Below are 25590 nucleotides of genomic sequence, written 5' to 3'. Positions count from 1 at the left end.
GCCCGACAGCCTGCTGATCAGCACGCCGCGTCTGATCGTGCTCTACAGCTGGGCGTTGGGACTGGCCTGCCAACTGGATGCTGCCGAGGAGTTGGCCAGTCATCTGAGCCGTTTCCTGCCGGCCCCGTCGGCTACCGCGCAGAAGTCGATGCTGGCGCAATGGCTGGCCCTGAGCGGGATCATCGCTCGCGGGCGTGGCAACCGTGAACTCACGCTGCTCTATTGCACCGAGGCACTCGAAAGCCTTCCCTGCAAGCGTTACGGCCAGCGGCTGATGTGTCTTTCGACATTGTCCAACCTGGCCATTGCCGACGGCGACCTGTGGCGTGCGCGCGGGTTGAATCGCGCTTCTCTGGAGTTGGCACAACGGGTCGGCAACCCACTGTTCGAAGCGCTGGCCCATTATGACCGTGCCCGGGTATTGCAGGCGCGCGGGGAAGTCCTGCGCGCCCTTGCCGAAGTTCGCCAAGGGCTGCAGCGTTTGCAAGGTTTGTCACCGCAACGTCTCTATGCCATCCGCGCCCGGCTGACCTTGTACGAAGGGTTTCTGCTGGCTCTGCGCTTGCAACCACACGCGGCGAGAGCGCGTTTGCAGGTGGGCTTGAACGAGGCTCGCGCCTGTCGCGACATCAGCGTGTTGATCGGCCATTGTGTCATCGCCCGGCTCGAAGGCAGCAGCGGCGAGTTTGCCAAGGCCTTTGCCGAACTGGCTGAAGCCGAACGCCTGATGCACATCTGGGACGTGCCGCCGATCTACTATCTGGCGATGATCACCTTGGTCAAATGCGAACTCTGGCTGGCGCAGGGGCGCACAGATCTTGCCGAAGCCTGGCTGGCGCGACTGGGGCAAACCTACAATGGCGAGCATGCTGCAGCGCCACCGGAATTCCATCCGCAATTGCCGTTGCATATCGAACTGCAACAAGCCCTGCTTGAGGTTATACAGGGTCAGCCGATGCTGGCCGAGGGGCGTTTGAATGTCTTGCTCGAGCAGGGTCAGCAAACCGGGCGGCAGATGCTCAGCGCGATGGCGCTGACGCAAAAAGTGTCGCTGTTGCTCACCACCGGCCGCGAGCCCGAGGCCCGCAAGGCGCTGATCCAGGCATTGGACGCCGCTGGCGGGGGCATACTGCAATCGTTCGAAGGTTTGATGGCAGGGTATCCGGAGTGGTTGCGTGGCCAATTGCAGCTATGCGCGACGACTGAAGTCATACAGAGCCTGACGGAGAAACTGCCTGCTCCGCCCGCGCGTCAGGTGCTGGACCCGGCTCCTGCCGCTGAACAACTGAGCACCCGCGAATTGGCTGTGCTTCGACTAATTGCCCAAGGCTGTTCGAATCAGGAAATCAGTGACCAGTTGTTTATTTCCCTGCACACAGTCAAGACCCACGCCAGCCATATCAACAGCAAACTGGGGGTCGAGCGCCGTACACAGGCCGTTGCCCGGGCCAAGGAACTGGGGGTTCTGGGGTAAGGAATATTTCACATTACACATCGCAGACACTGGCGGGATACTGATGTGTGCGAACATTACCCGTCCCCGTTTACCGAGCAGACCCCGATGTCCCAACACCCCGGCCTCATCCGCGAAACCTTCCCCGTCGGCCCTTTGCAGTGCAACTGCACGATCATCGGCGATCCAGTGACGAAAAAGGCCATCGTTGTCGATCCGGGTGGCAATCATGAGCTGATCCTCGCCCGTCTGGACGCGTTGGGCCTGAAGGTGGTCAGTATCATTCACACCCACGCACACCTTGATCATTTCCTGGCCTCCGGTCAGTTGAAGGAAAAAACCGGCGCCACCTTGCACTTGCACAAGGAAGACCAATTCCTCTGGGACAATCTGGAGATGCAATGCCAGATGTTCGGGGTGCCCTACACGCCGGTGCCGTCGCCGGATCGCTGGCTGGCTGACGATGAAGAATTGGCGTGTGGGTGTGGCGTAGCGCTGCATACGCCGGGTCACACGCCGGGTTCGATGAGTTTCTGGTTTGCCGATGCCAGGCTGCTGATTGCCGGCGACACCTTGTTCAAGCGTGGAGTGGGGCGTACGGATTTATGGGGTGGCGATCAGGCGACTATCGTGCGCTCCATCAAACAGCGTTTGTACACCCTCGATGAAGAAGCCGTCGTGGTGGCCGGGCATGGTCCCGATACCCGACTTGGCGATGAAATGCGTGAGAACCCGTTCGTTCGAGCCTGATTTGTAACAGGTGGAATTTTCAGGCATCGAAATGATCCAACGCCCGCAAAGGCCGATGCCTTGGTCTGATGCACCACAGAATGCAAAAAGTAGGAGCTCTTCATGTTCACCACCCGTCGTTTGATTATTGTCGCTACTGCCGTGGCGCTGTTGTCCGGTTGCGCATCGCCCAACCCTTACGACAACCAGGGACAGGCCGATAGCGGCTCCACCGGCATGAGCAAAACCGCGAAGTACGGTGGCCTCGGTGCACTGGCCGGCGCGTTGGCCGGTGCCGCCATTGACCACAACAACCGTGGCAAGGGCGCGTTGATCGGCGCCGCCGTGGTGGGTGCTTCCGCCGCCGGTTACGGTTACTACGCCGACCAGCAAGAGAAAAAACTGCGGGCCAGCATGGCCAACACCGGTGTCGAAGTGCAGCGTCAGGGCGATCAGATCAAACTGATCATGCCAGGCAATATCACTTTCGCCACCGACTCGGCGAACATCGCTTCGAGTTTCTACCAGCCGTTGAACAACCTGGCCGGCTCGCTGAAAGAGTTCAACCAGAACCAGATCGAAATCGTCGGTTACACCGACAGCACCGGCAGCCGCCAGCACAACATGGACCTGTCCCAGCGTCGTGCGCAGAGTGTGGCGACCTACCTGACTTCGCAAGGTGTCAGCGGTGCCAACCTGAGCGCCCGTGGTGCCGGCCCGGATAACCCGGTTGCCAGCAACGCTGACGTCAATGGCCGCGCGCAGAACCGTCGTGTCGAGGTCAACCTCAAGGCGATTCCGGGTCAGCAGTATGGTGCTCAGCAACAGCCGGGTACCGTTCAGCAGTATCCGTAACACCCGCGACATAAAACCTGTGGGAGCGAACCTGCTCGCGATGGCGGTCGGTCAGTCAACATCAATGTTGAATCTGACTGCCCCAACGCGAGCAGGCTCGCTCCCATTTTTTATGTGCGGCGTTTCAGTTGGCTTCTTTTACCGCACTGAGAAACGCACAGGTACGCTCCTGCTGTGGATGTTCGAAGATCTGCGCCGGGGTGCCCTGTTCGTGGATCTGGCCCTTGTAGAAGAAGCACACACGATCGGCGAACTCCCGGGCAAAGCCCATCTGGTGTGTGACCATCAACATGGTCAGGTTATGTTCGGCGCCGAGCTTGCGGATCACATTGAGTACTTCGCCGCACAGTTCCGGATCAAGCGCCGAGGTCACTTCGTCAAACAGCATGACTTTGGGGCGCATGGCCAAGGCGCGGGCGATCGCCACCCGTTGCTGCTGCCCACCGGACAGCTGCGAAGGGTAATGCCCCAGCTTGCTGCCCAGACCCACCAACTCCAGCAGATCCGCCGCGCGTTCCCGTGCTTCGGCGGGTTTCATGCCCAGAACCTGCACCGGCGCTTCGATGACATTTTGCAATGCGGTCATGTGCGGGAACAGGTTGAAACTCTGGAACACCATGCCGATCTTGCCGCGTACACGGCGGATGTGTCGGTCGTTGGCCGGCACCAGCACGCCATTGCGATTGGGCATGTGCGTCAGCAGATCGTCTTCAACGCGGATCACTCCGTCATCGATGCCTTCGAGGGTCATCAGGACCCGCAACAGCGTGGATTTCCCTGAGCCGCTGGGGCCGATGATCGCGACTTTTTCACCGGGCGTGACGTCCAGGTTCAAATGATCGAGCACGGTGAAACTGCCGTAGCTTTTGGTGACATCCTGAAAGCTGACTATCGGCTTGACCGCTTTCGTTTGATGCATGGCCGTGGCCTCTTGCGGATGCAGCGGCGTCAGATTGCCGCGCCGGGAAAGGTCGTTTGAAGTCGAAAGTGGAGAAGTCATTAACGTAGCTCCAGGCGCAGTTCGAGGCGCCGTACCAGATAAGCCAAGGCGATGCTCAGGGCGAGGAAGAACAGACCGACCATGGTGATCGGTTCCAGGTAGCGGAAGTTTTCGGAACCGATGTTCTTGGCCTGCTGCATGATTTCCACCACGGTGATGGCCGACAGCACGGGCGTGTCCTTGAGCATTGCCACCAGGTAATTGCCCAGCGGCGGCAGGATCGGCCGCAGGGCCTGGGGCAGGATGATGTTGCGGTAGGCGCTGTACGGCGCGATGTTCAGCGCGGTCACCGCTTCCCATTGCGCACGAGGCACCGCATCGAGTCCGCCGCGATAAACCTCGGCGATGTAGCAGGCGTAATGCACGCCGATGCCGATGATCCCCACTTGCATGGCCGACAGGCTGACGCCGTAGTTGGGCAGTACGTAGTAAAGGAAATACACCTGGATCAGCAGCGGCGTGCTGCGGATGAACTCGATGACCCCGGCGATCGGCCACGACAACCAGTACAAGCGGCTGCGCCGGCCGATGGCGAGGAACAGCCCCAGCACAATGGCGATCAGGAAACCGACCAGGGTAATGCCCACGGTGTTGAGCGAAGCGCGCAGCAAATCGGGAAGGATCTGCCAGGCGTATGTCCAGTCGAACAGGGTCATGACAAACCTCCACGCATCCGGCCACGCGCCAGACGCCGCTCGATACTGCGCATGCCGAGGTTGATCGCTTGTGCCAGGATGAAATACATCACCAGCGCCAGGCTGAAGATTTCCAGGGTCTGGAAGGTAGCCTGATCCAATTGTCGAGCGCGGAAACTCAGGTCGGACAAGGTGATCAGCGACACCAGCGAAGTGTTCTTCAGCAATTCGATCAGCAGGTTGGTGCCTGGTGGAATCGCGGCGAGCAAAGCCTGAGGCAGAATGATTCGGCGAAAGCGTTTGTAAGCGCTGAAGTTCAGCGCGGTCGCCGCTTCGTACTGACCTTTCGCCACGGAGCTGATCGCACCGCGCATCACCTCGGCGCCATAGGCGCCGATGTGCAGGCCCAGGCCGACGATGGCCACGCTGTAGGGGCTCAGTTCCAGATTGAACGGTGGCAGCGGCAACACGAAAAACAGCCAGAACAATTGCACCAGCAACGACGTACCGCGAAACACTTCGATGTAGGCGACCGAGAACCAGCTCAACGGCCGCCACGGCGACATGCGCCCCAGCGCCGCCAGAATGGCCGCGACAATTGCCAGGATCGAGCCGAAGAAGGTCACCTGGAGCGTGACCCAGGCGCCTTGTATCAATAGCGGAAGTAATTCACCCATTGTTCACACCTGCGTGGTTCAACATCCGGAGTCAGCAGGGATAGGCATCGCGCCACAGCGCCATGCCTGTCTCGACTATTGAGCGCAGAGCTCGGCAGCCGTTTTGCTGGTCACGTTGGATTTGTCGAAGCCGAACGGGGCGACCGTCTTGAGGTGCTCTTCAGAGCCCAGCCACTTTTTCAGTTCGGCATTGACCGCATCCCGCAGGTCCTTGTCTTCCGGACGGAAGGCGAGGGCGCCGTAACCGGTATGCGACGGGTCATCCTTGAACTCGGTAACCGCTTCGATCTTCTCACCGCCTTTGGCGGCCAAGCCTTTCATGGTCAATTGGGTGCCTACGGCGGCATCGGCGCGACCGGCGCGCACGGCTTGCAGCTGGGCGGTGGTGTCGGGCACCTGGAGAATTTGTGCGTCCTTCACCCCGGAGTCCCGTGCGTATTTCAGATTGACCGTGCCGGCCATGATCGCCAGTTTCACATCCGGGTTCTTGGCGATGTCTTCATAGCTATGGAGGTTTTTCGGGTTGCCTTTGGCGGTCAGGAGGGCATCGGGCAACTGGTACTGCGGATCGGTGAAGATGACTTGTTTGCAGCGTTCGGGCGTGATGTACATGCCGGCGGCAATCACGTCGAAGCGCCCGGCGCGCAGGCCCGGAATCAGCGAGCCCCATTCGGTCAGCACGCCATCGACTTGCTTGATGCCCATTTTGGCGAAGATGACTTTGGCGATCTCCGGCGATTCACCGGTGACCCGGCCATCGGTTTCGGTGAAGGCGAATGGCGTTTCGTTGGCGTAGCCGATGCGAATGCTGCTGTTCTTCGTGATGGTTTCCAGCGTCGTGGCGGCATGGGCGCTGGCGGCCAGACCGAACATCGCACAAGCCACGAACAGGTGACGCAAGACATGGGAACTGCGGGGAATGGAATTGCTCATCGATAAAATCTCCTGTTTCTTGTGGACCCGTCGAAGACGGCTCTGTGGTAGGAGGCAGTGTGACAAGAGCAAAGCGTACGAGAGCCGTTTTCCTGTTGAGCCGAAGCTTTGGGCCACAGTTCCGGTACAGATCGATTGGTTGTTGTTGGCGGCGGGTTCGGCCGCCTGTGCATCGACCTTGGACCGAGCATACAAAAGCCCTGAGCCACATTGCATTGCACTAGGACAATTGCTTTGCATGGTTTCTCGCGGGATGCTGTCGGCACTGGCAAACACGTGGGTTCGGCGCCGATGGACAAGTGGAAGGCAGCACTGCAAATCGCCCGCAGCGGCGAATCGAAATACAAGATCCTGGTGCAGGCGATTGCCGACGACATCGAGCAGGGCGTGCTGGTCAACGATCAGCGCCTGCCGCCGCAACGACAGGTTGCCGATGCGGTGGGCATCAGCGTGCAAACGGTCACCAACGCCTATAAGGAGTTGGAGCGCCAGGGGCTGGTGCGTTGCGAAGTGGGGCGTGGCAGCTTCGTCTCGCGGCGCATGAGCGACCGGGTCGCCACCTATATTCTCGACAGTCCCGAACGCGCGCTGGTGGATTTTTCCATTACGCGGATCATGCACACCCGTGAACATGACCAGTTCTGGCGCGAAACCTGCCGCGAACTCAGTACCGAAGACGATCAGCCGTGGATTCACGCATTCCGTCCGATTGCCGGGTTCGAGTCGCACCGGGAAGCGGCGATGCACTGGATCGCCCGCCAAGGCCTGCGCGTCGAGCGCGATGACATCCTGATCACCAACGGCGCGGCCCACGGAATTTTCCTCGCCCTGGCTTCGCTCGCCGGGCCTGATGATGTGGTGCTTTGCGAAGGTGTCACTGACCACGGCGTGATCGGCAATTCCCAGGTGCTGGGGTTTACCCTCAAGGGCCTGGAAATGGATCGCTACGGCATTGACCCGGAACATTTCGAAGACATGTGCAGCAATGAGCGGATCACCGCGCTGGTCTGTACGCCGAACCTGAACAACCCGACCACCAGCCTGATGCCTGACAACCGACGGCGTGAAATTGCCGAGATTGCCCGGCGTTTTGGTGTGCACATCATCGAAGATGATGTCTACGGCCCGCTTCTGGACGAGCGCCGTGCGCCGCCGATCAGCCATTACCTGCCGGAGCTATCGTTCTATTGCACCAGCATGACCAAATCGGTGCTCACCGGTTTGCGCATTGGTTATCTGGTGATGCCCAAGCGTCTGGCGCTGCGCACCGAAAGCATTTTGCGGGTCAACAGCTGGATGGCGACGCCCATGGTTTCGGAAATCGCCACGCGCTGGATTCGCGATGGCCGCGCCGAGACGCTGGTGGGCGTGCAGCGCAAGCTGTTGAGCGGGCGGCAGGCGATGGTCAGCGAATACCTCGGCGAGTACCTGCTCGGCCAGCATCCCTATGCCTTGAACGCCTGGATCGGCATCCCGCCGCATTGGGAACTCGACAGCCTGGTGCGTGCGTTGCGCCACAAGCATATTGCAGTCACGTCGCCCGACCCGTTTACCGTGCGCGGTACGCCCCGGCCACGGGCGGTACGGGTATGCGTAGGCGCTGAATGCAGTGACGAGGAAATGCGCGATGCGCTGATGGGCATGCGCGAAATCTTTGGTCAGTACCCGCAAATCCACGATTTTTGAGCGGCAAAAGACGTTGAAAAATTTGTCGACTAAATTGCCCTAGTACATTCAGCGCGACAATCCAGCCCTCTTAGACTGCGCCCAATACCTCATCGGGATGCGGTCATGTCAGCGCTACAGCTCAACGATATCTACCTCGCCCGCCAGCGGATCGAAGCGCTGGTACGGCACACGCCGATGGAACATTCACCCAGCCTGTCGCGACAGTCGGGCGTGCCGGTGTACCTCAAGCTCGAATCCCTGCAAATTACCGGCAGCTTCAAGTTGCGCGGCGCGAGCAATGCCGTGGCACAACTCACTGCTGAGCAAAAGGCGCGTGGCGTCGTCGCCGCGTCCACCGGCAATCATGGGCGGGCACTCGCTTACGCCGCATCGCGGCAAAACGTGAAGGCGACGATTTGCCTGTCGCACCTGGTGCCGGGAAACAAAGTCCAGGCCATCCGCGATCTCGGCGCTGATGTGCGTATCGTCGGTCAGTCCCAGGATGATGCCCAGCGTGAAGCCGAGCGGATTGCCCACGAACATGGCGCAACACTGCTGCCACCGTTCGATCACCCGGCGATCATTGCCGGGCAGGGCACGCTGGGCCTGGAGATCCTCGAGCAGCAGCCAGACGTCGCCCAAGTACTGGTTCCATTGTCCGGTGGCGGCCTGTTCGCCGGCGTCGCGCTGGCGCTGAAAAGGGCCAACCCGCAGATCGTCACTCACGGTGTCAGCATGCAACGCGGTGCGGCCATGCACGCCAGCCTCGCGGCCGGGCATCCGCTGGAAGTCGAAGAGTTACCGACCCTGGCTGACTCGCTCGGCGGCGGCATCGGCCTGGACAACCGTTACACCTTCGCCATGACCCGCGACACCTGCGATCAGTTGCATCTGCTCAGCGAAGCCGCCATCGCCAATGCCATCCGCCATGCCTATCGCGAAGAACGTCTGGTGGTGGAGGGCGCGGCGGCGGTGGGGATTGCCGCGTTGCTCGAGGGCTTGATCGAGCCGCTCGGGCCAATCGTGGTGGTAATCAGCGGACGCAACGTCGATGTCGAGCAACACCTGCGTGTGCTCGCCGGCGCCGATGCATGAATGCCAACAATAACGACTCAATGGAGTGCCGCGTTGATGAGTGAAATCACCTTGCTGAACGAAGCGGACCTGCGCGCCTGCGTGTCGCTGGACCTGCCAAGTATCGAAGCCATTGAGCAGGCCTTCGTACTGCTGGCCACCGCTGCCGTGGCGATGCCGCCGATCCTGCGCCTGGACATTCCCGAACATAACGGCGAAGTGGATGTGAAAACCGCTTACCTGCCGGGGCTTGAACGCTTTGCGATCAAGGTCAGCCCGGGTTTTTTCGACAACCCGAAACTGGGCTTGCCCAGCCTCAACGGCATGATGATGTTGTTGTCTGCGCGCACCGGCTTGCTGGATGCCTTGCTGCTCGATAACGGTTACCTGACCGCCGTGCGCACAGCGGCGGCCGGAGCCGTGGCGGCGCGGGCGCTGTCGCGGCAAGACAGCCGTAGCGTGGCGCTGATCGGTGCCGGAGAGCAGGCCGCGTTGCAGTTGCAAGCGCTGCGTCTGGTGCGGCCGATCGACAGCGTGCGGGTCTGGGCGCGGGACGCCGCCAAGGCCCAGGCCTTCAGCGTCGAACTGGCCCGGGACAGCGGTCTGGCGGTCAAGCCGTGCGCCAGCATCGACGAGGCGATGTCTGAGGTAGACATCGCGATCACCTGCACACCAAGCCGTGAGCCGTTGATCGATTTGCGCCATTTGCATCCCGGCCTGCACATCACGGCCATGGGCTCGGATGCCGAACACAAGAACGAAATTTCTCCCCGTGCGCTGGCACAGGTCGACCGCTACGTGGCGGATCGATTGAGCCAGACGCGCATCCTCGGCGAGCTGCATCACGCCCTTGCGGCGGGTGTGGTCAGCGACGAATCGAACTTCGCAGAACTGGGGCAGGTGTTGGCCGGCCAACGGCCCGGTCGTACCGATTCAACGCAAATCACCCTGTGCGACCTCACGGGCACCGGCGCCCAGGACACGGCCATGGCCAACCTGGCCTTCGAACGTGCGCGTGCGGCCGGCAAAGGTTTTCAGTTCGGCAGTTAAAGCGCTTTTTTCATCCGTGCGTCATTTATCAGAGGGCATGTGCATGTCTCAGATAGTCGTCAATCTCCCGTTTCAACGGGAGGAATACGCCCAGCGTCTGGCCAAGGTGCGAGTGGCCATGCAGGCGCAGGGCATCGAGTTGTTGTTGGTCACCGATCCGTCGAACATGGCCTGGCTGACCGGCTATGACGGTTGGTCGTTTTACGTTCATCAATGCGTGCTGCTGGCGCTCGATGGCGAACCGCTGTGGTTCGGTCGCGGCCAAGACGCCAACGGCGCCAAGCGCACCGTCTTCATGCAGCAAGAGAACATCGTTGGCTACCCGGACATTTACGTGCAGTCGCGGGAACGTCATCCCATGGACTACCTGTCGCGCGAAGTGATCAGCGCTCGAGGTTGGGATGCACTGACCATCGGCGTGGAAATGGACAACTATTACTTCAGCGCTGCCGCTTATCTGTCGCTGCAGAAAAATCTGCCGAAAGCCAGATTGATCGACGCGGTCGGGTTGGTGAACTGGCAGCGGGCAGTCAAGTCGCCGCAGGAAATCGCCTACATGCGCATCGCCGCGCGCATTGTCGAGAAAATGCACGGGCGGATCCTGGAGCGCATCGAACCGGGCATGCGCAAAAACGAACTGGTGGCCGAAATCTACAGCAGCGGCATCCTCGGGGCTGACGGTCATGGCGGCGATTATCCGGCCATCGTGCCGTTGTTGCCGACCGGCGCCGATGCCAGTGCGCCGCACCTGACCTGGGACGATTCACCGTTCGAAAAGGGCGCCGGCACCTTTTTTGAAATCGCCGGCTGCTACAAGCGTTATCACTGCCCGTTGTCGCGCACGATCTATCTGGGCAAACCGCCGCAACATTTCCTCGACGGCGAGAAAGCCGTGGTTGAAGGCATCGCAGCCGGGCTGGAAGCGGCCAAACCGGGCAATACCACCGGTGACATTGCCGTAGCGTTTTTCAAGGTGCTGGAGAAGTTCGGCATCCACAAGGACAGCCGTTGCGGCTACCCGATCGGTATCAGCTATCCACCGGATTGGGGCGAGCGCACCATGAGCCTGCGTCCCGGCGACACCAGCGTGTTGCAACCGGGCATGACCTTCCACTTCATGCCGGGCCTGTGGATGGATGACTGGGGGCTGGAAATCACCGAGAGCATTCTGATCACCGAAACCGGCGTCGAGACGCTGTGCAATGTGCCTCGCCAATTGTTCGTGAAGGATTGAGCCATGAGTGAACTGCCTGACAACCCGATCAGTGCCACGGTGGATTTCAGCCGCGAAGGCGTGCAGCACGGTTTTCTCAAGCTGCCCTATTCCCGGGACGATTCTGCCTGGGGCGCGGTGATGATTCCGCTTACGGTGATCCAGCGCGGCCAGGGACCGACCGCGCTGCTTACCGGCGGTAACCACGGTGATGAGTACGAAGGCCCGGTGGCTTTGAGCAAACTGGCGCAAAGCCTGACGGCCGCCGACGTCAGCGGACGGGTGATCATCGTCCCGTTCATGAATACCCCGGCGTTCCACGCCGGGCGGCGTACGTCGCCGATCGACAAGGGCAACCTCAATCGCAGTTTTCCCGGCAAGCCGGACGGGACGGTGACCGAGAAGATCGCCGACTATTTCACCCGCACGTTGCTGCCCCTGGCCGACATCGTGCTGGACATTCACTCCGGCGGTCGCACCCTGGATTTCTTGCCGTTCGCCGCCTGTCATGTGTTGCCGGACAAACGGCAGCAGGCGCAATGCGAGGCCGGCATGCGTGCGTTCAATGCGCCGTACAGCATGCGCATGCTCGAACTCGATGCCGGGGCGATGTACGACACCGCTGCCGAGTCCCAGGGCAAGATTTTCGTCACCACGGAGCTGGGCGGCGGCGGTTCGTCTACGGCGCGCAGTGTGGCGATCGCCGAGCGCGGCGTACGCAATCTGCTGGTGCATGCGGGGATTGTTGAGGGCCAAGTGCAGGCTTCGACATCGATCATGCTCGACATGCCCGATGGCGATTGCTTCATCGCCAGCGAGCACGACGGCCTGCTGGAAATGTGCCGTGACCTGGGCGATCACGTAAGCAAGGGCGAAGTGATCGCCCGCGTCTACGACGCCACCCGCAGCGGCGTGGCCCCGGTGGAATATCGCGCGGCGCGCAACGGTCTGCTGGCGGCGCGGCACTTTCCGGGGCTGGTGGGGTGCGGCGATACCATCGCAGTGATCGCCGATATCGTGACCTGACAGCCATCCCTGTGGGAACTGGTTTGCCAGCGATAGCGGTATGTCAGTCACATCAATGCTGGATGTGCTACCGCCATCGCTGGCAAGCCAGCTCCCACAGGGTTTTTTATTAACCTGAGGGATATGCCCATGCACAAGCTCGATCGCTATGACCTGAAAATCCTGCGAATCCTCGCTGACGACGGGCGTATCACCAAGTCGAGCCTGGCCGAGGCGATCAATCTCTCGGTGACCCCGGCCTGGGAGCGGGTGCGCAAACTCGAAGCCCTCGGCCTGATCAAGGGCTACCGGGCACACATCGACTGGGGCGCGGTGTTCAAAAGTCAGCAGGTGCTGGTGGAAATCACCCTGGCCCGGCACACCGCGCAGGACATGCGGCGTTTCGAGCAACGCATGAGCGAAGCGCCCGAAGTCGCGTTCTGTTACGCCACCGGTGGCGGTGTCGATTACATGGCAATGATCCAGGCACCGGACATTGACCATTACCAACGTTTCATCGACCAGTTGCTGCTCGATGATCTGGGAATCGAACGCTACTTCACCTACATCGTCACCAAAACCATCAAGACCGGCGGCGCCTTGCCGGCCGAATTGTCGCAAGAATCCTGAACACTCAATAAACCTGTGGGAGCCGAGCCTGCTCGTGATGGCGGCCAGTCAGAAACCGTGATGTCAACTGACACACCGCTATCGCGAGCAGGCTCGCTCCTACAGTCGATTTGTGTGGATTCAGGTGTCGTGTTCACACCGCAAAAAACGCTGTTCAGCCCCGCTCAATCAGAAAAAACCACCTGCCAAACCCCGTTCAAACGCCAAATTCCCAAGGCTTGGCTGCCCTAGCATGGTTCCACGCACACGGATTTGGAGTGAACGCCATGACTTACAAACACCCACTGTTGTTCAAGGCCCTTTGCTACGTCGATGGCCATTGGGTGCACAGCGACAGCGGTCACAGTATCGCGGTGCACAACCCGGCGGATCAAAAACTGATTGGCCATGTACCGATGCTCGACCAGTCCCAAATCGTCGCCGCCGTCGATGCTGCGCACCGTGCGTTCGCCGATTGGCGCGAACAAAGCCTGGAGGCGCGCGGGGCGATTCTGCGGCGCTGGGCGGCATTGATTCTTGAGCATCAGGAAGACCTGGCGCGGATTCTCAGCCTGGAGCAGGGCAAGTCCCTGGCCGAGTCCCGTGGCGAAATCGCTTATGCCGCCAGTTTCATTCCCTGGTTTGCCGAAGAGGCGCGGCGCCTGTATGGGCAAAACATTCCCAGCCACATTCCAGGGGCGCACCTGGGCACGGTCAAGGAGCCGGTCGGCGTCTGTGCATTGCTGACGCCATGGAATTTCCCTTCGGCAATGATCACTCGCAAAGCCGCTGCCGCGCTGGCCGCCGGTTGCACCGTGGTCATCAAACCGGCCCATGAAACACCGTACTCGGCGTTTGCCCTGGCGCAACTGGCCGAGGAAGCAGGTTTCCCTGCCGGCGTATTCAATGTGGTGTTGGGCGAACCGCAGATGGCCATGCAGACCCTGGTGCAAGACAGTCGCGTGCGTTCGGTGAGTTTCACCGGCTCGACCCGCGTCGGTAAGTTGGTGCTGCAAGCCGCAGCCCAGGACGTAAAAAAGGTGGCACTGGAGTTGGGCGGCAACGCGCCGTTCATTGTCTGCGCCGACGCCGACCTTGAGCTGGCGGTGAAAGTCGCGGTGGCCGCCAAATTCCAGACCTCCGGCCAGGATTGCTGCGCGGCCAACCGCATCATGGTCGATCGCTCTGTTTATGCGCAATTTCTCAAGGGGTTTACCGCGGCGGTACGTGAGTTGCGGGTTGGCCCGGCGATGCTCGGCGACCGCGAGCAGCAGGTCGATGTCGGCCCGTTGATGCATCAGGCCGCTTTCGATGTCACCACCGAACGGGTCGCCGATGCCTTGCAACACGGCGCGCAACGACTGGTGGGCGGTGAGGCCCATGCACTGGGCGGTTTGTTCTATCAGCCAACGGTGCTGGCCGATGTCACGCCACAGATGCGCATCTACCGCGAAGAAAACTTCGCGCCGATTGCCGGGGTGATGCCGTTCGACACCCTCGATCAGGCGGTCGAGATGGCCAACGACACCGAATACGGTCTGGCCGCCTACATTTGTTCCAATCGTCTGGACCTGATTTACCCGCTGATCCGCCGCCTCGACCACGCCATGGTCGCGGTCAATGGCGTCAAGTTTACCGGCCATCCGATCCCGTTCGGTGGCATGAAAGCCTCGGGGCTGGGCCGGGAAGGCGGCACTGAGGGCTTCGAAGCCTTTGTCGAAACCAAATACTTCTGCCTGCACCATCAAGGCCAGTTCTGAGGAGATTCACCATGAACCAAGAATTTGACTCGCTGTTCGAGCAAGACCGTGCGCACTTCATGCACCCTTCGACTCACGCCCATGATCATGCCAGCGGCGCGCTTAAAGGACGGATCATCAAAGGCGCGTCGGGTATCCGCATCCGCGACCACGAAGGCCGCGAGCTGATCGACGCCTTCGCCGGCCTGTATTGCGTGAACATCGGCTACGGGCGCACCGAAGTTGCTGATGCGATCTACAAGCAAGCCAGGGAACTGGCCTATTACCACACCTACATGGGGCATTCGACCGAAGCGATCATCGAGCTTTCGAGCCGTATCATCGACTGGGCGCCTGAAGGCATGAAGAAGGTCTATTACGGCCTTTCCGGGTCTGACGCCAACGAAACCCAGATCAAACTGGTGCGTTACTACAACAACGTGCTGGGTCGCCCGCAGAAGAAGAAAATCATCTCCCGCGATCGCGGCTACCACGGTTCGGGCATCATGACCGGCAGCCTGACCGGCCTGCCGAGTTTTCATCAGCATTTCGATCTGCCGGCCGAAGGCATCAAGCACACCGTCTGCCCGCACTGGTATCGCAAGGCGCCGATCGGCATGGATGAAACGGCCTTCGTGCGCTATTGCGCCGACGAGCTGGAAAAAATGATCCTCGCCGAAGGTCCGGACACCGTGGCGGCCTTCATTGGCGAGCCGCTGATGGGGACCGGCGGAATCATTGTTCCACCCGCCGGGTATTGGGCAGCGATCCAGGCAGTGCTGAACAAATACGATGTGCTGTTGATCGCCGACGAAGTGGTCTGCGCCTTCGGTCGGCTGGGGTCGAAAATGGGTAGCCAGCGTTACGGCATGCGCCCGGACCTGATCACTACCGCCAAAGGCCTGACCAGCGCTTATGCGCCATTGTCGGCGGTGATCGTCGGCGAAAAGGTTTGGGACGTGATCGAAAAAGCCTCCGAATCCCAAGGCGCCATGGGCCATGGCTGGACCTATTCCGGGCACCCCATTTGTGCGGCCGCGGCGCTGGCCAACCTCGATATCCTAGAGCGGGAAAACCTTACGGCCAACGCCGATAAGGTGGGCGGTTATCTCAATCGGCGGCTGCGCGAAACCCTCGAAGGCCATCCGCTGGTGGGCGAAGTGCGCGGTGACGGCATGCTCGCGGCGGTCGAGTTCATGGCGGATCGTGAACAGCGCACGCCATTCGACGCCGCCTTGAAGGTCGGTCCGAAAGTCTCGGCGGCATGCCTGGAGCGCGGGATGATTGCCCGGGCGATGCCCCATGGCGACATCCTCGGCTTTGCACCGCCGTTGGTCCTGACCGAGGTCGAGGCGGACTTGATCGTGGGTATCACCAAGGATGCGATCGATCAGGTGGCGGGGGAGGTGTTGGGCTGATTATCTGATCCTGTTGTGTGGTCTGTACTGGCCTCATCGCGGGCAAGTCCGCGATGAGGGCGGGACATTCAGCCGAGATGCTGGATCAGAAATAAAAAAGCCCTCGGACAACCACTTGTCCGGGGGCTTTTTGTCGCGTGAAACCTGATTACTTCTTCAGGCCGTAATGCTCATCGAGCATGCCCGGGGCGTTCGGGGCTTTGGGTGCGTAGTCGCGTGGCGGTTCCTGATTGCGCGGCGGCGTCAGGCGCTCGCGCGGAGTCTGCGCCGCGTCGGCGTGCAGCGAGGCCAGCAAGCGTTGGCGGGTTTGTTCATCCAGGGCCAGACGGTTGGCACCCTCGGCGAGATGATCCTGCACTTCCTGATAGCTCTGAGTCAGTTTCTTGACCAGTGTCGCAGTGCTGTTGAAGTGGGTCACCACCTCGTTCTGATAACTGTCGAAACGTTCCTGAATATCGTCCAGCTGACGTTGTGTGCTGCTGGGCGCGGCATTCGGCGCCAGGCGAGCGATCAGGAAACCAATGGCGACACCCACAACCAGGGCAAGAGTCGGCAACAACCAAACTAAGAGCGAGTGTTCCACGAGTCCTTCCTCTATAAACGGCTTTGCTTTACGTTAACGGCTCGAACCTGCGCTGTATACCGCGATTCGCTCGCAATAGACAGTTGCAGACAATTTGCTAGACGAGTCGACCCGTTTCGAGGTCACGGAGTTCTTTCCTTGCTGATGCGTGAAACCCCTGTAGTGATTGATGGCCCGGTCGGCCAGCTCGAGTCTCTTTACCTGGACAACGAACAGCCGCGCGGCCTGGCGCTGATCTGCCATCCAAACCCGGTGCAGGGTGGCACCATGCTCAACAAAGTGGTCTCGACCCTGCAACGCACCGCACGCGATGCCGGTTTGATCACCCTGCGCTTCAATTACCGTGGCGTCGGCGCCAGCGAAGGCAGCCACGACATGGGCACCGGTGAAGTCGACGATGCCCAGGCAGTGGCCCAATGGTTGCGCAACAAACACCCGGATCTGCCGCTGACCCTGTTCGGTTTCTCCTTCGGCGGATTTGTTGCCGCAAGTCTCGGCGGACGCCTGGAAGCGCAGGGCGAACAGATCAAGCACCTGTTCATGGTCGCACCGGCCGTCATGCGCCTGGGCGCCCAGGATCAACTGCCACAGCACGGCGAGCTGACCCTGATCCAGCCGGAAACCGACGAAGTGATCGATCCTCAAGTCGTTTACGAGTGGTCCGACAAGCTCGAACGTCCCCATGAGCTGCTGAAAGTGGCAGAATGCGGACACTTTTTTCATGGCAAGCTGACCGATCTCAAGGATCTGATCCTGCCGCGTCTCTCGAATTGATTGCAGTCTGACAAGCGATTACCCATGACGACTCGTACCCGTATCCTCACCGGCATCACCACCACCGGCACGCCGCACCTGGGCAACTACGCCGGTGCCATCCGCCCGGCGATCCTTGCCAGCCGTGACAGCAATGCCGACTCGTTCTACTTTTTGGCGGACTACCACGCCCTGATCAAGTGCGATGACCCGCTGCGCATCCAGCGCTCGCGTCTGGAAATCGCCGCGACCTGGCTGGCCGGCGGCCTGGATGTGGATCGTGTGACCTTCTATCGCCAGTCCGACATTCCGGAAATCCCCGAGCTGACCTGGCTGCTGACCTGCGTCGCCGCCAAAGGCCTGCTCAATCGCGCTCACGCCTACAAGGCTTCGGTGGACAAGAACGTCGAGACCGGCGAAGACCCGGATGCCGGTATCACCATGGGCCTGTACAGCTATCCGGTACTGATGGCCGCCGACATTTTGATGTTCAACGCGCATAAGGTCCCGGTCGGTCGCGATCAGATCCAACACGTGGAAATGGCCCGGGACATCGGCCAGCGCTTCAACCACCTGTTCGGCAAAGGCAAGGAGTTCTTCACCATGCCTGAGGCGCTGATCGAAGAAAGCGTCGCCACACTGCCGGGTCTCGACGGCCGCAAAATGTCGAAAAGCTACGACAACACCATTCCGTTGTTCAGCAGCGCCAAGGAAATGAAAGACGCGATTTCGCGGATCGTCACCGACTCCCGAGCGCCGGGCGAAGCGAAAGATCCGGACAACTCGCACCTGTTCACCCTGTTCCAGGCATTCGCCACGCCAGCGCAAGCCGACGAGTTCCGCAGCGAACTGTTGCAGGGCCTGGGCTGGGGCGAAGCGAAAAACCGTCTTTTCCAGTTGCTGGACAGCGAGTTGGGCGAGTCGCGCGAGCGTTATCACCAATTGATCGAACGTCCGGCGGATCTGGAAGACATCCTGCAGCACGGCGCACAAAAAGCCCGAGCGGTGGCGACCCCGTTCCTCAACGAGTTGCGTGAAGCGGTGGGCCTGCGCTCCTTCGTTGCCCAGACCCAAGTGGCGGCGACCACCAAGAAAAAGGCCGCGAAAGCGGCGCGTTTTGTCAGCTTCCGCGAAGACGACGGCAGTTTCCGCTTCCGGCTGCTGGCGGCCGATGGCGAACAACTGTTGCTCTCGCGCAACTTTGCCGACGGTAAAACCGCAGGGCAAGTGACCAAGCAGCTGCAATCGGGCCAAGTGCTGGATGTGCGCAATCAAGACCTGGGCTTCAGCGTCTGGCTGGAAGGCCAGTGCGTTGGCGACAGCCCGGCCTTCGCCGACAGCTCTGCCCGCGACGCAGCCATCGAAGCATTGCGGATTGCCCTGACCCCGGTTCAGGAATAAACAGCGGCGCGGTCCGACCAAGGGCCGATTGCCATTCCTGCGGGCCATCGCTAAAGTGACGGCCCGTTTTTGTTGCCTTGCTAACGAATTATGACGCCCCTAGAACGATATCAAGCTGATCTGAAACGCCCGGAATTCTTCCACGACGCCGCCCAGGAAACTGCCGTGCGTCATTTGCAGCGCCTGTACGACGATCTGGTCGCGGCCGAGCAAAACAAACCGGGCCTGCTGGGCAAACTGTTTGGCAAAAAAGATCAGACCCCAGTCAAGGGCCTGTACTTCTGGGGCGGTGTAGGTCGCGGCAAGACTTACCTGGTCGACACCTTCTTCGAAGCGCTGCCGTTCAAGGAAAAGTCCCGCACCCACTTCCACCGCTTCATGAAGCGCGTGCACGAAGAGATGAAGACCCTGGGCGGCGAGAAAAACCCGCTGACCATCATCGCCAAGCGCTTCGCCACCGAAGCCCGGGTCATCTGCTTCGATGAGTTCTTTGTTTCCGATATTACCGACGCCATGATCCTCGGCACCCTGATGGAAGAATTGTTCAAAAACGGTGTAACCCTGGTCGCAACCTCGAACATCGTACCGGACGGTCTGTACAAGGACGGCCTGCAACGCGCGCGTTTCCTGCCGGCCATCGCGCTGATCAAGCAGAACACCGAAATCGTCAACGTCGACAGCGGCGTCGATTATCGTCTGCGTCACCTCGAACAAGCTGAGCTGTTCCACTTTCCGCTCGACGAAGCGTCCCACGAAAGCCTGCGCAAAAGCTTCCGCGCGTTGACGCCGGAATGCACTGCGGCGATCGAGAACGACGTTCTGATGATCGAAAACCGCGAGATCCGTGCCTTGCGCACCTGCGATGACGTGGCGTGGTTCGAGTTCCGCGAACTGTGCGACGGCCCGCGCAGCCAGAACGACTACATCGAACTGGGCAAGATCTTCCACGCCGTGCTGCTCAGCGGCGTCGAGCAGATGAGCGTCACCACCGACGACATCGCCCGACGCTTCATCAACATGGTCGACGAGTTCTACGACCGCAACGTGAAGCTGATCATTTCTGCTGAAGTTGAACTCAAGGATCTGTACACCGGCGGTCGTTTGAACTTCGAGTTCCAGCGCACGCTCAGTCGCCTGCTGGAAATGCAATCCCACGAATTCCTGTCCCGGGCACACAAGCCGTAGGATGTCGGAAAACTAGAAAGGCCTGCGATTGCAGGCCTTTTTTGTGGGTTATGCGCTGCGGTTGAGATAGCGCGATAACTCATGCTGTCGCTGACAACCAAGTAGCAACCAAAGCAGGACTCTGGCTTTACGCGGACAGAGAAACCCGGCCATGGATGCCCCCTTGCGCACCAGGTCCATTTCACTGCCAATAAAACCGTAGGTGGATTGCGCGGTGGAGCCGGAACCGGTGCGGGTCGCAATGATCACCGGTATTTTTTCGGCAATGTGTTCGATCACCTCAGCCCATTTCTGCGAGACGTGCCCGGCGCCGAAACCGGCGATCACCAGCCCGTCGTAGCCCAGGTGCAGGATGTTTTCCAATAGCAGGGTATCGGCGCCAAGCGACGCCTCCAGCAGGGCCACCTTTTGCGTGGTGTGTTGCGGCCAGGGTAAACACTTGCGCTCGGACGGATGATGGAAATAGCGAACCGCGTTTTCCACAACCAGGCCGGCGATTCCGAATACCGGGGAAGAGAATGCCTGCAGGGCGAGCGACTCGGTTTTGCGAACACAGTGGGCCTGATGGATCTGCCCGTTCATCACCACCTGAACTCCCCGTTGTCGACTGCTGGCAGCCAGGGCAACGCGGCAGGCATCCAGCAGATTGGCCGGGCCATCGGCGCCTGCCTGTTTTGCCGAGCGCATGGCGCCGGTCAGGACCAGCGGTTGATCACAATCCCATAGAAAATCAAGAAACGCTGAAGTTTCTTCCAGCGTGTCGGTGCCTTGGGTAATAACCACGCCATGGGCGCCTTGCTCAACTTGATATTTCGCCCAGGACATCACGCTGAGCAATACCTCGAAATCCAATGAAGCGCTGGGCAACAGGCCGAGCGTTTCAACGGTGATCCGCGCCAGTGTCGCCAATTCGGGCACTGAAGCCAGCAGGGATTCGCCGCTGACGGTCGGTATAACACCTTCGCCGGAATGGCTGGCTTGCATGCTCACCGTGCCGCCGAGCGCAGCGATGGCCAGTTTGGGCAGGTCCATTTGATACCTCACATGATGGTGGTAAGCGGGGCTGTATCGGCTTTTGAGGCGGCGATACAGCCCGAGAGCAGTCGGTCAGTGGGTGATCAGCCACCCCACCAGAGGGAGGATCAGCAACGTGCTGATCGCCATGGACAGGACATTGGCGATGTAGGCGTGCATGTCGGTCGGCAACCGTTTGGCAATCGCACAGGCCAGGGGAGGGGCGATCAATGCTCCCAGGAACGCACTTGAGACGATGACCTGCCAGCTGCCGCCATGGGTCAACAGCGCCGCTGGCACAACGGACACCAGCGGAATGTAGGTGGGATACCAGCCACGCAACATCCATTGCCTACGCCAGATCATGATGCCCATGGCCGAGGTCAACGCCTGGGCGCACAGCAGTTGTGGCAACAAGCCTGAGCCGTAGACCGGGCTCAAGGGATTCAGGGTGTAGGCCAGCAATGCACCCAGGATCAATCCGAGGCTGGCCAGTTCATTGCCAAAGAATGGCGCTTCGGAAAAGTCGGCGAGGACTCTGCGCAGGGTCCAGATGAGGCCGTAGTCCGGTGTCCTGGTGATGGTGGGGCTTGCGTCGGCGGGTTTCTCGGCAAGATCAGGCGGTGCAGTGTTTACCAGGCTTGGCAGGTAACGACAGAGCAGAAAGGCAAACACACTGGCGACCGCCATGCCCAACACATTGCCGACTACCGCTGGCAAGCCCAACGGGTTGCACAGGTGATTGACGATCAGCAGGCACATTGGGGTGACGAGTACCGCACCCATGATTGCGCCATTGATCGTGACCTTCCAGCCACCGCCAAACATCAGCACCATCGCCGCGGGCAGCGAAACAAACGCGGCAAAGGTCGGTTGCCAACTCGAGGCGGTCACCGTCCAGCCCCACAGCAGGTTACTCAACAGCAGTCCAAGCAGCGAACTGGTCACCAGCCACGGCCACAGACCTGTGCCATAGCAAATGGCAAAGCCTTGCCAGGTTTTCCCCGTCCGGTTCGCCCAGTAAGCGAGATAGGCACCCGCCAACAAGCCGATGGAGGCGAACTCATGTTTATAAAAGGCGACTTCGCTGATGTCCCCCAGTACCCAGCGTAACCAGGCGCTTGGCTCAGGAAGGGCAGACACCATGTCGCTGTAGCTTGGCCAGTGGGCCGACCAGAATGTGCGGTTGGTGAAAGAAAGCCAGGTAATCAGTAACGCTGTGCCAATCAGCAACAGAATGATCGCGGTATCAACCGGCGATCTGTGTGCAAGCCGGTTTTTTTGCGGGGTGATATCCATTGTCTGTCTCCTGTATCAGCGTGGGAGACATGGGTGTTGGCTGTAACCGAGCATTTGATCGTAGAGATCGGCTCGACGGTCGCGATGCAGGTCGTTCAGGCTGTTCCAGATCGGTGCGCTGCGGGAGCTGGTCAGGTCGATATCGGCAAACAGGATTTCCTGCTGGTCTGCCGATGCCACTGTGCCAATCGGCCAGCCGTTGGTCCCGGCAATCAGCGAGCAACCGAGATAGCGAGCGCCGCGCTCCTCACCGATTCGGCTTGCCGCTGCAATAAACACATTGTTGACATGGGCCGCTGTCATCGTCAGGTACGACGCCATGCACTTGCCGGCATCATCGAACAGCGGCGGTGGCGTCCACACCCAGTTGTTCAGGCTACAAATAATGTCTGCGCCTTGCTGACTGAGGATTCGTGGTACCTCCGGAAACCAGATGTCCCAGCAGATCAACAGGCCGATACGGCCGATGGGCGTTTCAAACACCGGAAAACCAAGATCGCCAGGGCTGAACCAGAGCTTCTCGAGGTTCCACAAATGAGCTTTGCGGTACTTGCCGATAAAGCCGTCAGGCCCGAGCAGAACGCCGGTGTTGAACAGTCGCATACCGTCGCGTTCAGCCAGGCCGGCGACGAGATACACCTTGTGTTTGCGGGCGAACGCCATCCACAGCTGGACGCTGGGTCCGTCGGGAACGGCCTCCGAATGGTCGAAGGCATCCTGTCGATTGCTGAAGAAATACCCGGTACTGCAAAGCTCGGGCAGGACGATCAGGTTCGCTCCGCCATCGACCGCTTCCTGCGCCAGCTCCAGGCTACGGCTGAAGTTGCTGTCACGATGCTCCAGGCCGACTTGTGGATCGAATTGCACGACTGCTACACGAACAGGACTTGTTGGCTCGCTCATTACGAATGACCTCTTTTTATTGTTATTCACGCCTTGTTTAACGGCGTGTTTATGAGAGTTCAAACGGCAGGGAGGCGGTAGTCAGCGGCTTCCGGCATGGCTGTAGTCCATGTCCGAAGATCGCGAAGGGCAGGGCGCTGGCAACGCGTTGTCAGGTCTAAGAGTGTTGATATAGAGCGGTCAAGGCGAGGCAGAACCAACGGTTGAGGTGCGTTGGTTCTGGCGGATGGCTCCGGGCTTCAGCCCCGAGTGCGATAATGTGGATAGTCGCTCAGGCAGAAACCGCCGTTAAACACGGCCTGAGTCTTGTTGCAGATATGAATCACCGCATCCACGGCACCGCGCAGGCAAGGTTCTGTCCAGCCGGCATCAACTGAAAACGATTCGCCGGAAAGATACAGGCCGGATAGGTGCGAATGGTCCCGGTTGTATTTCATCAGGCTGACTGCATCGTAGTAAGTGCCAGGCCGGTATAACTTTGCACAGCCCAGGGCATTCCTGTCGGTCATCCAGCGTTGAACCATGGCTTGTTCGATGCGAATGTACGGAGAGATCTTTTCCTGGATGTTGGCAGAGTTCATCAATATTCGATCAAGTTCCTCCACGCATTTTGATACCAGTTCACGGTCGGTAAACAGCGCCAGTTTGGTTGCGTCGTCCTCCCAGGTGTAACTCAGCAATATGCAATCGTATTGATAGTTGTCGTTGTAGCGATAACTGTATACGTCATGAATGAAACTGTCGGTCACAATGGCCTGGGGGATTTTACTTGGCCCCGAAAGAAACGATTTGCTTAAGGGGGCATACACTTTGCAACTGGTTTCCCAGTGCGCTGTTTTGTAGGCATTGATCGTCTCGTAAGGCAGCATTTGCTGATTGAAGTTTTCCAGCCTGATACAAGTTTCGATCAGCCATGAGGGCAGGGTCATGATCACTGAATCAAAATCATCGAACTGCTGCCGGGATAGAAGTGGTTGACTGAATTGCCAAGTGTAATGGACGCGGATTTTTTGATTGTCCAGTTTCTCCAGTTTGCTGACCGATGAATCACTGAAAAAACCGCCAGCGCTTTCAAGGCAATGCTCGTAGAACGATGTGCCTGTGCTGTCGGTTGGCAAAAACATCAGGCATTCATCGAGTGCCACAAGCCCGATGTAGCGTGGGCTGTCGAAGCGCAGGCCCTCGGTGTCGATAACAGCCTCGCAGTGCAAATAAGGGGCCGTCAGCGGCACCCCGCATGCATCGACTCGACCATGCACAAGTTGCAATCGGCTGCTGAAGCCGAAAATCGCGGTTCGCAGTGGATAGAGCGCACACACGTCATAAAAAGCCCCCCAGCTTCCATCGCCGATACCTATCGAATAGAAAAGAGTAGATTCGTGGGGCGTCATTCCCACCCCGCCAAAATCCCCTGGTTGTTCCGTATTCCAGTTTTCCAGAGGCGGCATGCCTACCAGGTCGCGAAACGAGACACCCTCATACCTCTCAACGATGGCCGCCCAGACAGATTCCCATTGCTGTGTGGCGTACACCTGCATTATCTGCCGGGTCATCCTGTCGACAAAGGTTTTCCACTTGGCGCACACGGTTTGCAGCGCCTCGTCGGGTGGTGGCGTCAAACCATCCTTATTGGTCCAGATCAACATGTGCGGCATCGGGTGCCCGCCCAGGCTGCCTTCTTGCAGATAAATGCCTGTCGAATTCACCCATCGACTGCCCGGATTGGGAAAGTCCGAAATGGCCAGGTCAAATTCATTGGCGTAGTAAGCCATCAGTGACCGACCTGCTTTCGGCAGCTCGTTTTCCCTGTTGAAGAACGGCATGCGCATTGCGCCCATCTCAAAAGGGGTATGGTTTTCCTCTAGCGGGTGGTTGCCATGAACAGTCAAATGCCTGCCACCGATGCGTTTCGATTGCTCGATCAGTGTTATGTCGATAAATCCACAGCGATACAGTTCTCTGGCGGCGGTGAGTCCGGTAACGCCGGCACCAATGACGCATATTTTGTGATCAGGATCAGTGGCTCGGGCTATGCCATGTTCCTGTTCAACCAACGCTCGATAGTCAAAACAAAGGTCCGGCGGATTGGGAAAGCGGGCCGCCCATTTTTTACGGGTCAGCAATGAACTTGGCGTATTGGTCGTTGCATCGTTTGAAGTCGGCTGGGAACTCGTTTCTGTTGTCATCGGGTTCTTCCCTGAGCGCACTGTCCGGTGGGGAAGAATATGTTGGGTTTTACAGGCGTCGACACGCAAGCGTACAAAGGGATTGCTCGCTACTCTGTATTCCGCTTTTTGTGTAGGGCAAGTAATTCGTTTGTCTGTTGAATTTAAACGATGCAGCCAAGTACCGTTTAAAGCTAAAGCAAGTACCGCCCTGTGACTTCAGGGCGGT

Annotated in this window: 23 protein-coding genes; 14 read left to right on the top strand and 9 right to left on the bottom strand. The window is 59.5% G+C overall.

The window, feature by feature from the left end; genetic code table 11:
- From D8U69_RS19730 to D8U69_RS19720, 3 genes are all read left to right on the top strand, one after another.
- Positions 1–1474, top strand: a 1474-nt coding sequence (locus D8U69_RS19730) for a LuxR C-terminal-related transcriptional regulator (RefSeq protein WP_241668671.1), incomplete at its 5' end; no start/stop codon positions are given.
- An 87-nt stretch (positions 1475–1561) separates the two neighbouring features.
- Positions 1562–2203, top strand: coding sequence for an MBL fold metallo-hydrolase (locus tag D8U69_RS19725; RefSeq protein ID WP_130907951.1), 642 nt, complete (start codon positions 1562–1564; stop codon positions 2201–2203).
- 102 nt (positions 2204–2305) lie between these two features.
- Positions 2306–3037, top strand: a complete 732-nt coding sequence (locus D8U69_RS19720; RefSeq protein ID WP_056853234.1) for an OmpA family protein — start codon at positions 2306–2308, stop codon at positions 3035–3037.
- Positions 3038–3161: 124 nt separating this feature from the next.
- Here the strand turns inward: D8U69_RS19720 and ehuA are convergent, their stop codons facing one another.
- The 4 genes from ehuA to ehuB form a co-directional block, all read right to left on the bottom strand.
- On the bottom strand, positions 3162–3956 hold the full coding sequence (gene ehuA, locus D8U69_RS19715) for an ectoine/hydroxyectoine ABC transporter ATP-binding protein EhuA (protein WP_056853301.1): 795 nt from the start codon (positions 3954–3956) through the stop codon (positions 3162–3164).
- An 80-nt stretch (positions 3957–4036) separates the two neighbouring features.
- Positions 4037–4693 carry an ectoine/hydroxyectoine ABC transporter permease subunit EhuD gene (gene ehuD / locus D8U69_RS19710; protein WP_056853233.1) on the bottom strand — a complete coding sequence of 219 codons (657 nt, stop codon included), beginning with the start codon at positions 4691–4693 and terminating at the stop codon, positions 4037–4039.
- Complete coding sequence (ehuC, locus tag D8U69_RS19705) at positions 4690–5349, bottom strand: ectoine/hydroxyectoine ABC transporter permease subunit EhuC (RefSeq protein WP_056853232.1); 660 nt, start codon at positions 5347–5349, stop codon at positions 4690–4692. Before ehuC ends, ehuD begins: the two co-directional genes overlap by 4 nt.
- Before the next feature lie 75 nt (positions 5350–5424).
- Positions 5425–6282, bottom strand: coding sequence for an ectoine/hydroxyectoine ABC transporter substrate-binding protein EhuB (gene ehuB, locus D8U69_RS19700; protein ID WP_130907950.1), 858 nt, complete (start codon positions 6280–6282; stop codon positions 5425–5427).
- Positions 6283–6573: 291 nt separating this feature from the next.
- Here ehuB and D8U69_RS19695 point away from each other — a divergent pair, with 291 nt between their 5' ends.
- The 8 genes from D8U69_RS19695 to D8U69_RS19660 all read left to right on the top strand — a co-directional run bounded on the left by D8U69_RS19695 (position 6574) and on the right by D8U69_RS19660 (position 16058).
- Entirely contained in the window at positions 6574–7968 is a 1395-nt protein-coding gene (locus tag D8U69_RS19695) for a PLP-dependent aminotransferase family protein (protein WP_056853300.1), read from the top strand.
- Positions 7969–8073: 105 nt separating this feature from the next.
- Positions 8074–9045, top strand: coding sequence for a hydroxyectoine utilization dehydratase EutB (gene eutB / locus D8U69_RS19690; RefSeq protein WP_130907949.1), 972 nt, complete (start codon positions 8074–8076; stop codon positions 9043–9045).
- A gap of 36 nt (positions 9046–9081) precedes the next feature.
- Positions 9082–10074 (top strand): ectoine utilization protein EutC, encoded by a 993-nt coding sequence (eutC, locus tag D8U69_RS19685; protein WP_130907948.1) that lies wholly within the window; start codon positions 9082–9084, stop codon positions 10072–10074.
- 43 nt (positions 10075–10117) lie between these two features.
- The gene (gene doeA / locus D8U69_RS19680; protein WP_056853228.1) at positions 10118–11308 is read left to right on the top strand and encodes an ectoine hydrolase DoeA; all 1191 of its coding nucleotides are present in this window, start codon (positions 10118–10120) and stop codon (positions 11306–11308) included.
- 3 nt (positions 11309–11311) lie between these two features.
- The gene (doeB, locus tag D8U69_RS19675; RefSeq protein ID WP_056853227.1) at positions 11312–12313 is read left to right on the top strand and encodes a N(2)-acetyl-L-2,4-diaminobutanoate deacetylase DoeB; all 1002 of its coding nucleotides are present in this window, start codon (positions 11312–11314) and stop codon (positions 12311–12313) included.
- A gap of 129 nt (positions 12314–12442) precedes the next feature.
- Positions 12443–12922, top strand: coding sequence for an Lrp/AsnC family transcriptional regulator (locus D8U69_RS19670; RefSeq protein ID WP_056853226.1), 480 nt, complete (start codon positions 12443–12445; stop codon positions 12920–12922).
- A gap of 266 nt (positions 12923–13188) precedes the next feature.
- Positions 13189–14661, top strand: a complete 1473-nt coding sequence (locus D8U69_RS19665; protein ID WP_130907947.1) for an NAD-dependent succinate-semialdehyde dehydrogenase — start codon at positions 13189–13191, stop codon at positions 14659–14661.
- Between the two features lie 11 nt (positions 14662–14672).
- Entirely contained in the window at positions 14673–16058 is a 1386-nt protein-coding gene (locus tag D8U69_RS19660; RefSeq protein ID WP_130907946.1) for an aspartate aminotransferase family protein, read from the top strand.
- A gap of 148 nt (positions 16059–16206) precedes the next feature.
- Here the strand turns inward: D8U69_RS19660 and D8U69_RS19655 are convergent, their stop codons facing one another.
- A complete protein-coding gene (locus tag D8U69_RS19655) occupies positions 16207–16641 on the bottom strand; it encodes a DUF1043 family protein (RefSeq protein WP_056853223.1) in 435 nt (144 codons plus the stop codon).
- Positions 16642–16785: 144 nt separating this feature from the next.
- On the opposite strand from D8U69_RS19655, the gene D8U69_RS19650 reads away from it, so the two are divergent.
- The 3 genes from D8U69_RS19650 to zapE all read left to right on the top strand — a co-directional run bounded on the left by D8U69_RS19650 (position 16786) and on the right by zapE (position 19980).
- The gene (locus D8U69_RS19650) at positions 16786–17415 is read left to right on the top strand and encodes an alpha/beta fold hydrolase (RefSeq protein WP_130907953.1); all 630 of its coding nucleotides are present in this window, start codon (positions 16786–16788) and stop codon (positions 17413–17415) included.
- 24 nt (positions 17416–17439) lie between these two features.
- The gene (locus D8U69_RS19645) at positions 17440–18795 is read left to right on the top strand and encodes a tryptophan--tRNA ligase (RefSeq protein WP_130907945.1); all 1356 of its coding nucleotides are present in this window, start codon (positions 17440–17442) and stop codon (positions 18793–18795) included.
- A gap of 90 nt (positions 18796–18885) precedes the next feature.
- Positions 18886–19980, top strand: a complete 1095-nt coding sequence (gene zapE, locus D8U69_RS19640) for a cell division protein ZapE (RefSeq protein ID WP_056853221.1) — start codon at positions 18886–18888, stop codon at positions 19978–19980.
- 48 nt (positions 19981–20028) lie between these two features.
- Here the strand turns inward: zapE and D8U69_RS19635 are convergent, their stop codons facing one another.
- From D8U69_RS19635 to D8U69_RS19620, 4 genes are all read right to left on the bottom strand, one after another.
- On the bottom strand, positions 20029–21012 hold the full coding sequence (locus tag D8U69_RS19635; RefSeq protein ID WP_056853220.1) for an asparaginase: 984 nt from the start codon (positions 21010–21012) through the stop codon (positions 20029–20031).
- A gap of 75 nt (positions 21013–21087) precedes the next feature.
- Positions 21088–22293, bottom strand: coding sequence for a hypothetical protein (locus D8U69_RS19630; RefSeq protein WP_130907944.1), 1206 nt, complete (start codon positions 22291–22293; stop codon positions 21088–21090).
- Between the two features lie 15 nt (positions 22294–22308).
- Positions 22309–23196 carry a nitrilase family protein gene (locus D8U69_RS19625; RefSeq protein WP_056853218.1) on the bottom strand — a complete coding sequence of 296 codons (888 nt, stop codon included), beginning with the start codon at positions 23194–23196 and terminating at the stop codon, positions 22309–22311.
- A 239-nt stretch (positions 23197–23435) separates the two neighbouring features.
- Complete coding sequence (locus D8U69_RS19620; RefSeq protein ID WP_130907943.1) at positions 23436–25382, bottom strand: FAD-dependent oxidoreductase; 1947 nt, start codon at positions 25380–25382, stop codon at positions 23436–23438.
- Positions 25383–25590 lie beyond the last annotated feature (208 nt).

Source organism: Pseudomonas sp. Sample_16, from assembly GCF_004307665.1.
In the GTDB taxonomy this organism is placed as follows: domain Bacteria; phylum Pseudomonadota; class Gammaproteobacteria; order Pseudomonadales; family Pseudomonadaceae; genus Aquipseudomonas.
The sequence above is the reverse complement of the archived record's forward strand: the minus strand, read 5'-3'. Positions and strand labels throughout refer to the sequence as shown.

What these genes read in the sequence shown, in the direction of transcription:
- D8U69_RS19725 (WP_130907951.1), top strand. Translation starts at nt 1,562, where the DNA reads ATGTCCCAACACCCCGGCCTCATCCGCGAAACCTTCCCCGTCGGCCCT.
- D8U69_RS19720 (WP_056853234.1), top strand. Translation starts at nt 2,306, where the DNA reads ATGTTCACCACCCGTCGTTTGATTATTGTCGCTACTGCCGTGGCGCTG.
- ehuA (WP_056853301.1), bottom strand. Translation starts at nt 3,956, where the DNA reads ATGCATCAAACGAAAGCGGTCAAGCCGATAGTCAGCTTTCAGGATGTC.
- ehuD (WP_056853233.1), bottom strand. Translation starts at nt 4,693, where the DNA reads ATGACCCTGTTCGACTGGACATACGCCTGGCAGATCCTTCCCGATTTG.
- ehuC (WP_056853232.1), bottom strand. Translation starts at nt 5,349, where the DNA reads ATGGGTGAATTACTTCCGCTATTGATACAAGGCGCCTGGGTCACGCTC.
- ehuB (WP_130907950.1), bottom strand. Translation starts at nt 6,282, where the DNA reads ATGAGCAATTCCATTCCCCGCAGTTCCCATGTCTTGCGTCACCTGTTC.
- D8U69_RS19695 (WP_056853300.1), top strand. Translation starts at nt 6,574, where the DNA reads ATGGACAAGTGGAAGGCAGCACTGCAAATCGCCCGCAGCGGCGAATCG.
- eutB (WP_130907949.1), top strand. Translation starts at nt 8,074, where the DNA reads ATGTCAGCGCTACAGCTCAACGATATCTACCTCGCCCGCCAGCGGATC.
- eutC (WP_130907948.1), top strand. Translation starts at nt 9,082, where the DNA reads ATGAGTGAAATCACCTTGCTGAACGAAGCGGACCTGCGCGCCTGCGTG.
- doeA (WP_056853228.1), top strand. Translation starts at nt 10,118, where the DNA reads ATGTCTCAGATAGTCGTCAATCTCCCGTTTCAACGGGAGGAATACGCC.
- doeB (WP_056853227.1), top strand. Translation starts at nt 11,312, where the DNA reads ATGAGTGAACTGCCTGACAACCCGATCAGTGCCACGGTGGATTTCAGC.
- D8U69_RS19670 (WP_056853226.1), top strand. Translation starts at nt 12,443, where the DNA reads ATGCACAAGCTCGATCGCTATGACCTGAAAATCCTGCGAATCCTCGCT.
- D8U69_RS19665 (WP_130907947.1), top strand. Translation starts at nt 13,189, where the DNA reads ATGACTTACAAACACCCACTGTTGTTCAAGGCCCTTTGCTACGTCGAT.
- D8U69_RS19660 (WP_130907946.1), top strand. Translation starts at nt 14,673, where the DNA reads ATGAACCAAGAATTTGACTCGCTGTTCGAGCAAGACCGTGCGCACTTC.
- D8U69_RS19650 (WP_130907953.1), top strand. Translation starts at nt 16,786, where the DNA reads ATGCGTGAAACCCCTGTAGTGATTGATGGCCCGGTCGGCCAGCTCGAG.
- D8U69_RS19645 (WP_130907945.1), top strand. Translation starts at nt 17,440, where the DNA reads ATGACGACTCGTACCCGTATCCTCACCGGCATCACCACCACCGGCACG.
- zapE (WP_056853221.1), top strand. Translation starts at nt 18,886, where the DNA reads ATGACGCCCCTAGAACGATATCAAGCTGATCTGAAACGCCCGGAATTC.
- D8U69_RS19635 (WP_056853220.1), bottom strand. Translation starts at nt 21,012, where the DNA reads ATGGACCTGCCCAAACTGGCCATCGCTGCGCTCGGCGGCACGGTGAGC.
- D8U69_RS19630 (WP_130907944.1), bottom strand. Translation starts at nt 22,293, where the DNA reads ATGGATATCACCCCGCAAAAAAACCGGCTTGCACACAGATCGCCGGTT.
- D8U69_RS19625 (WP_056853218.1), bottom strand. Translation starts at nt 23,196, where the DNA reads ATGAGCGAGCCAACAAGTCCTGTTCGTGTAGCAGTCGTGCAATTCGAT.
- D8U69_RS19620 (WP_130907943.1), bottom strand. Translation starts at nt 25,382, where the DNA reads ATGACAACAGAAACGAGTTCCCAGCCGACTTCAAACGATGCAACGACC.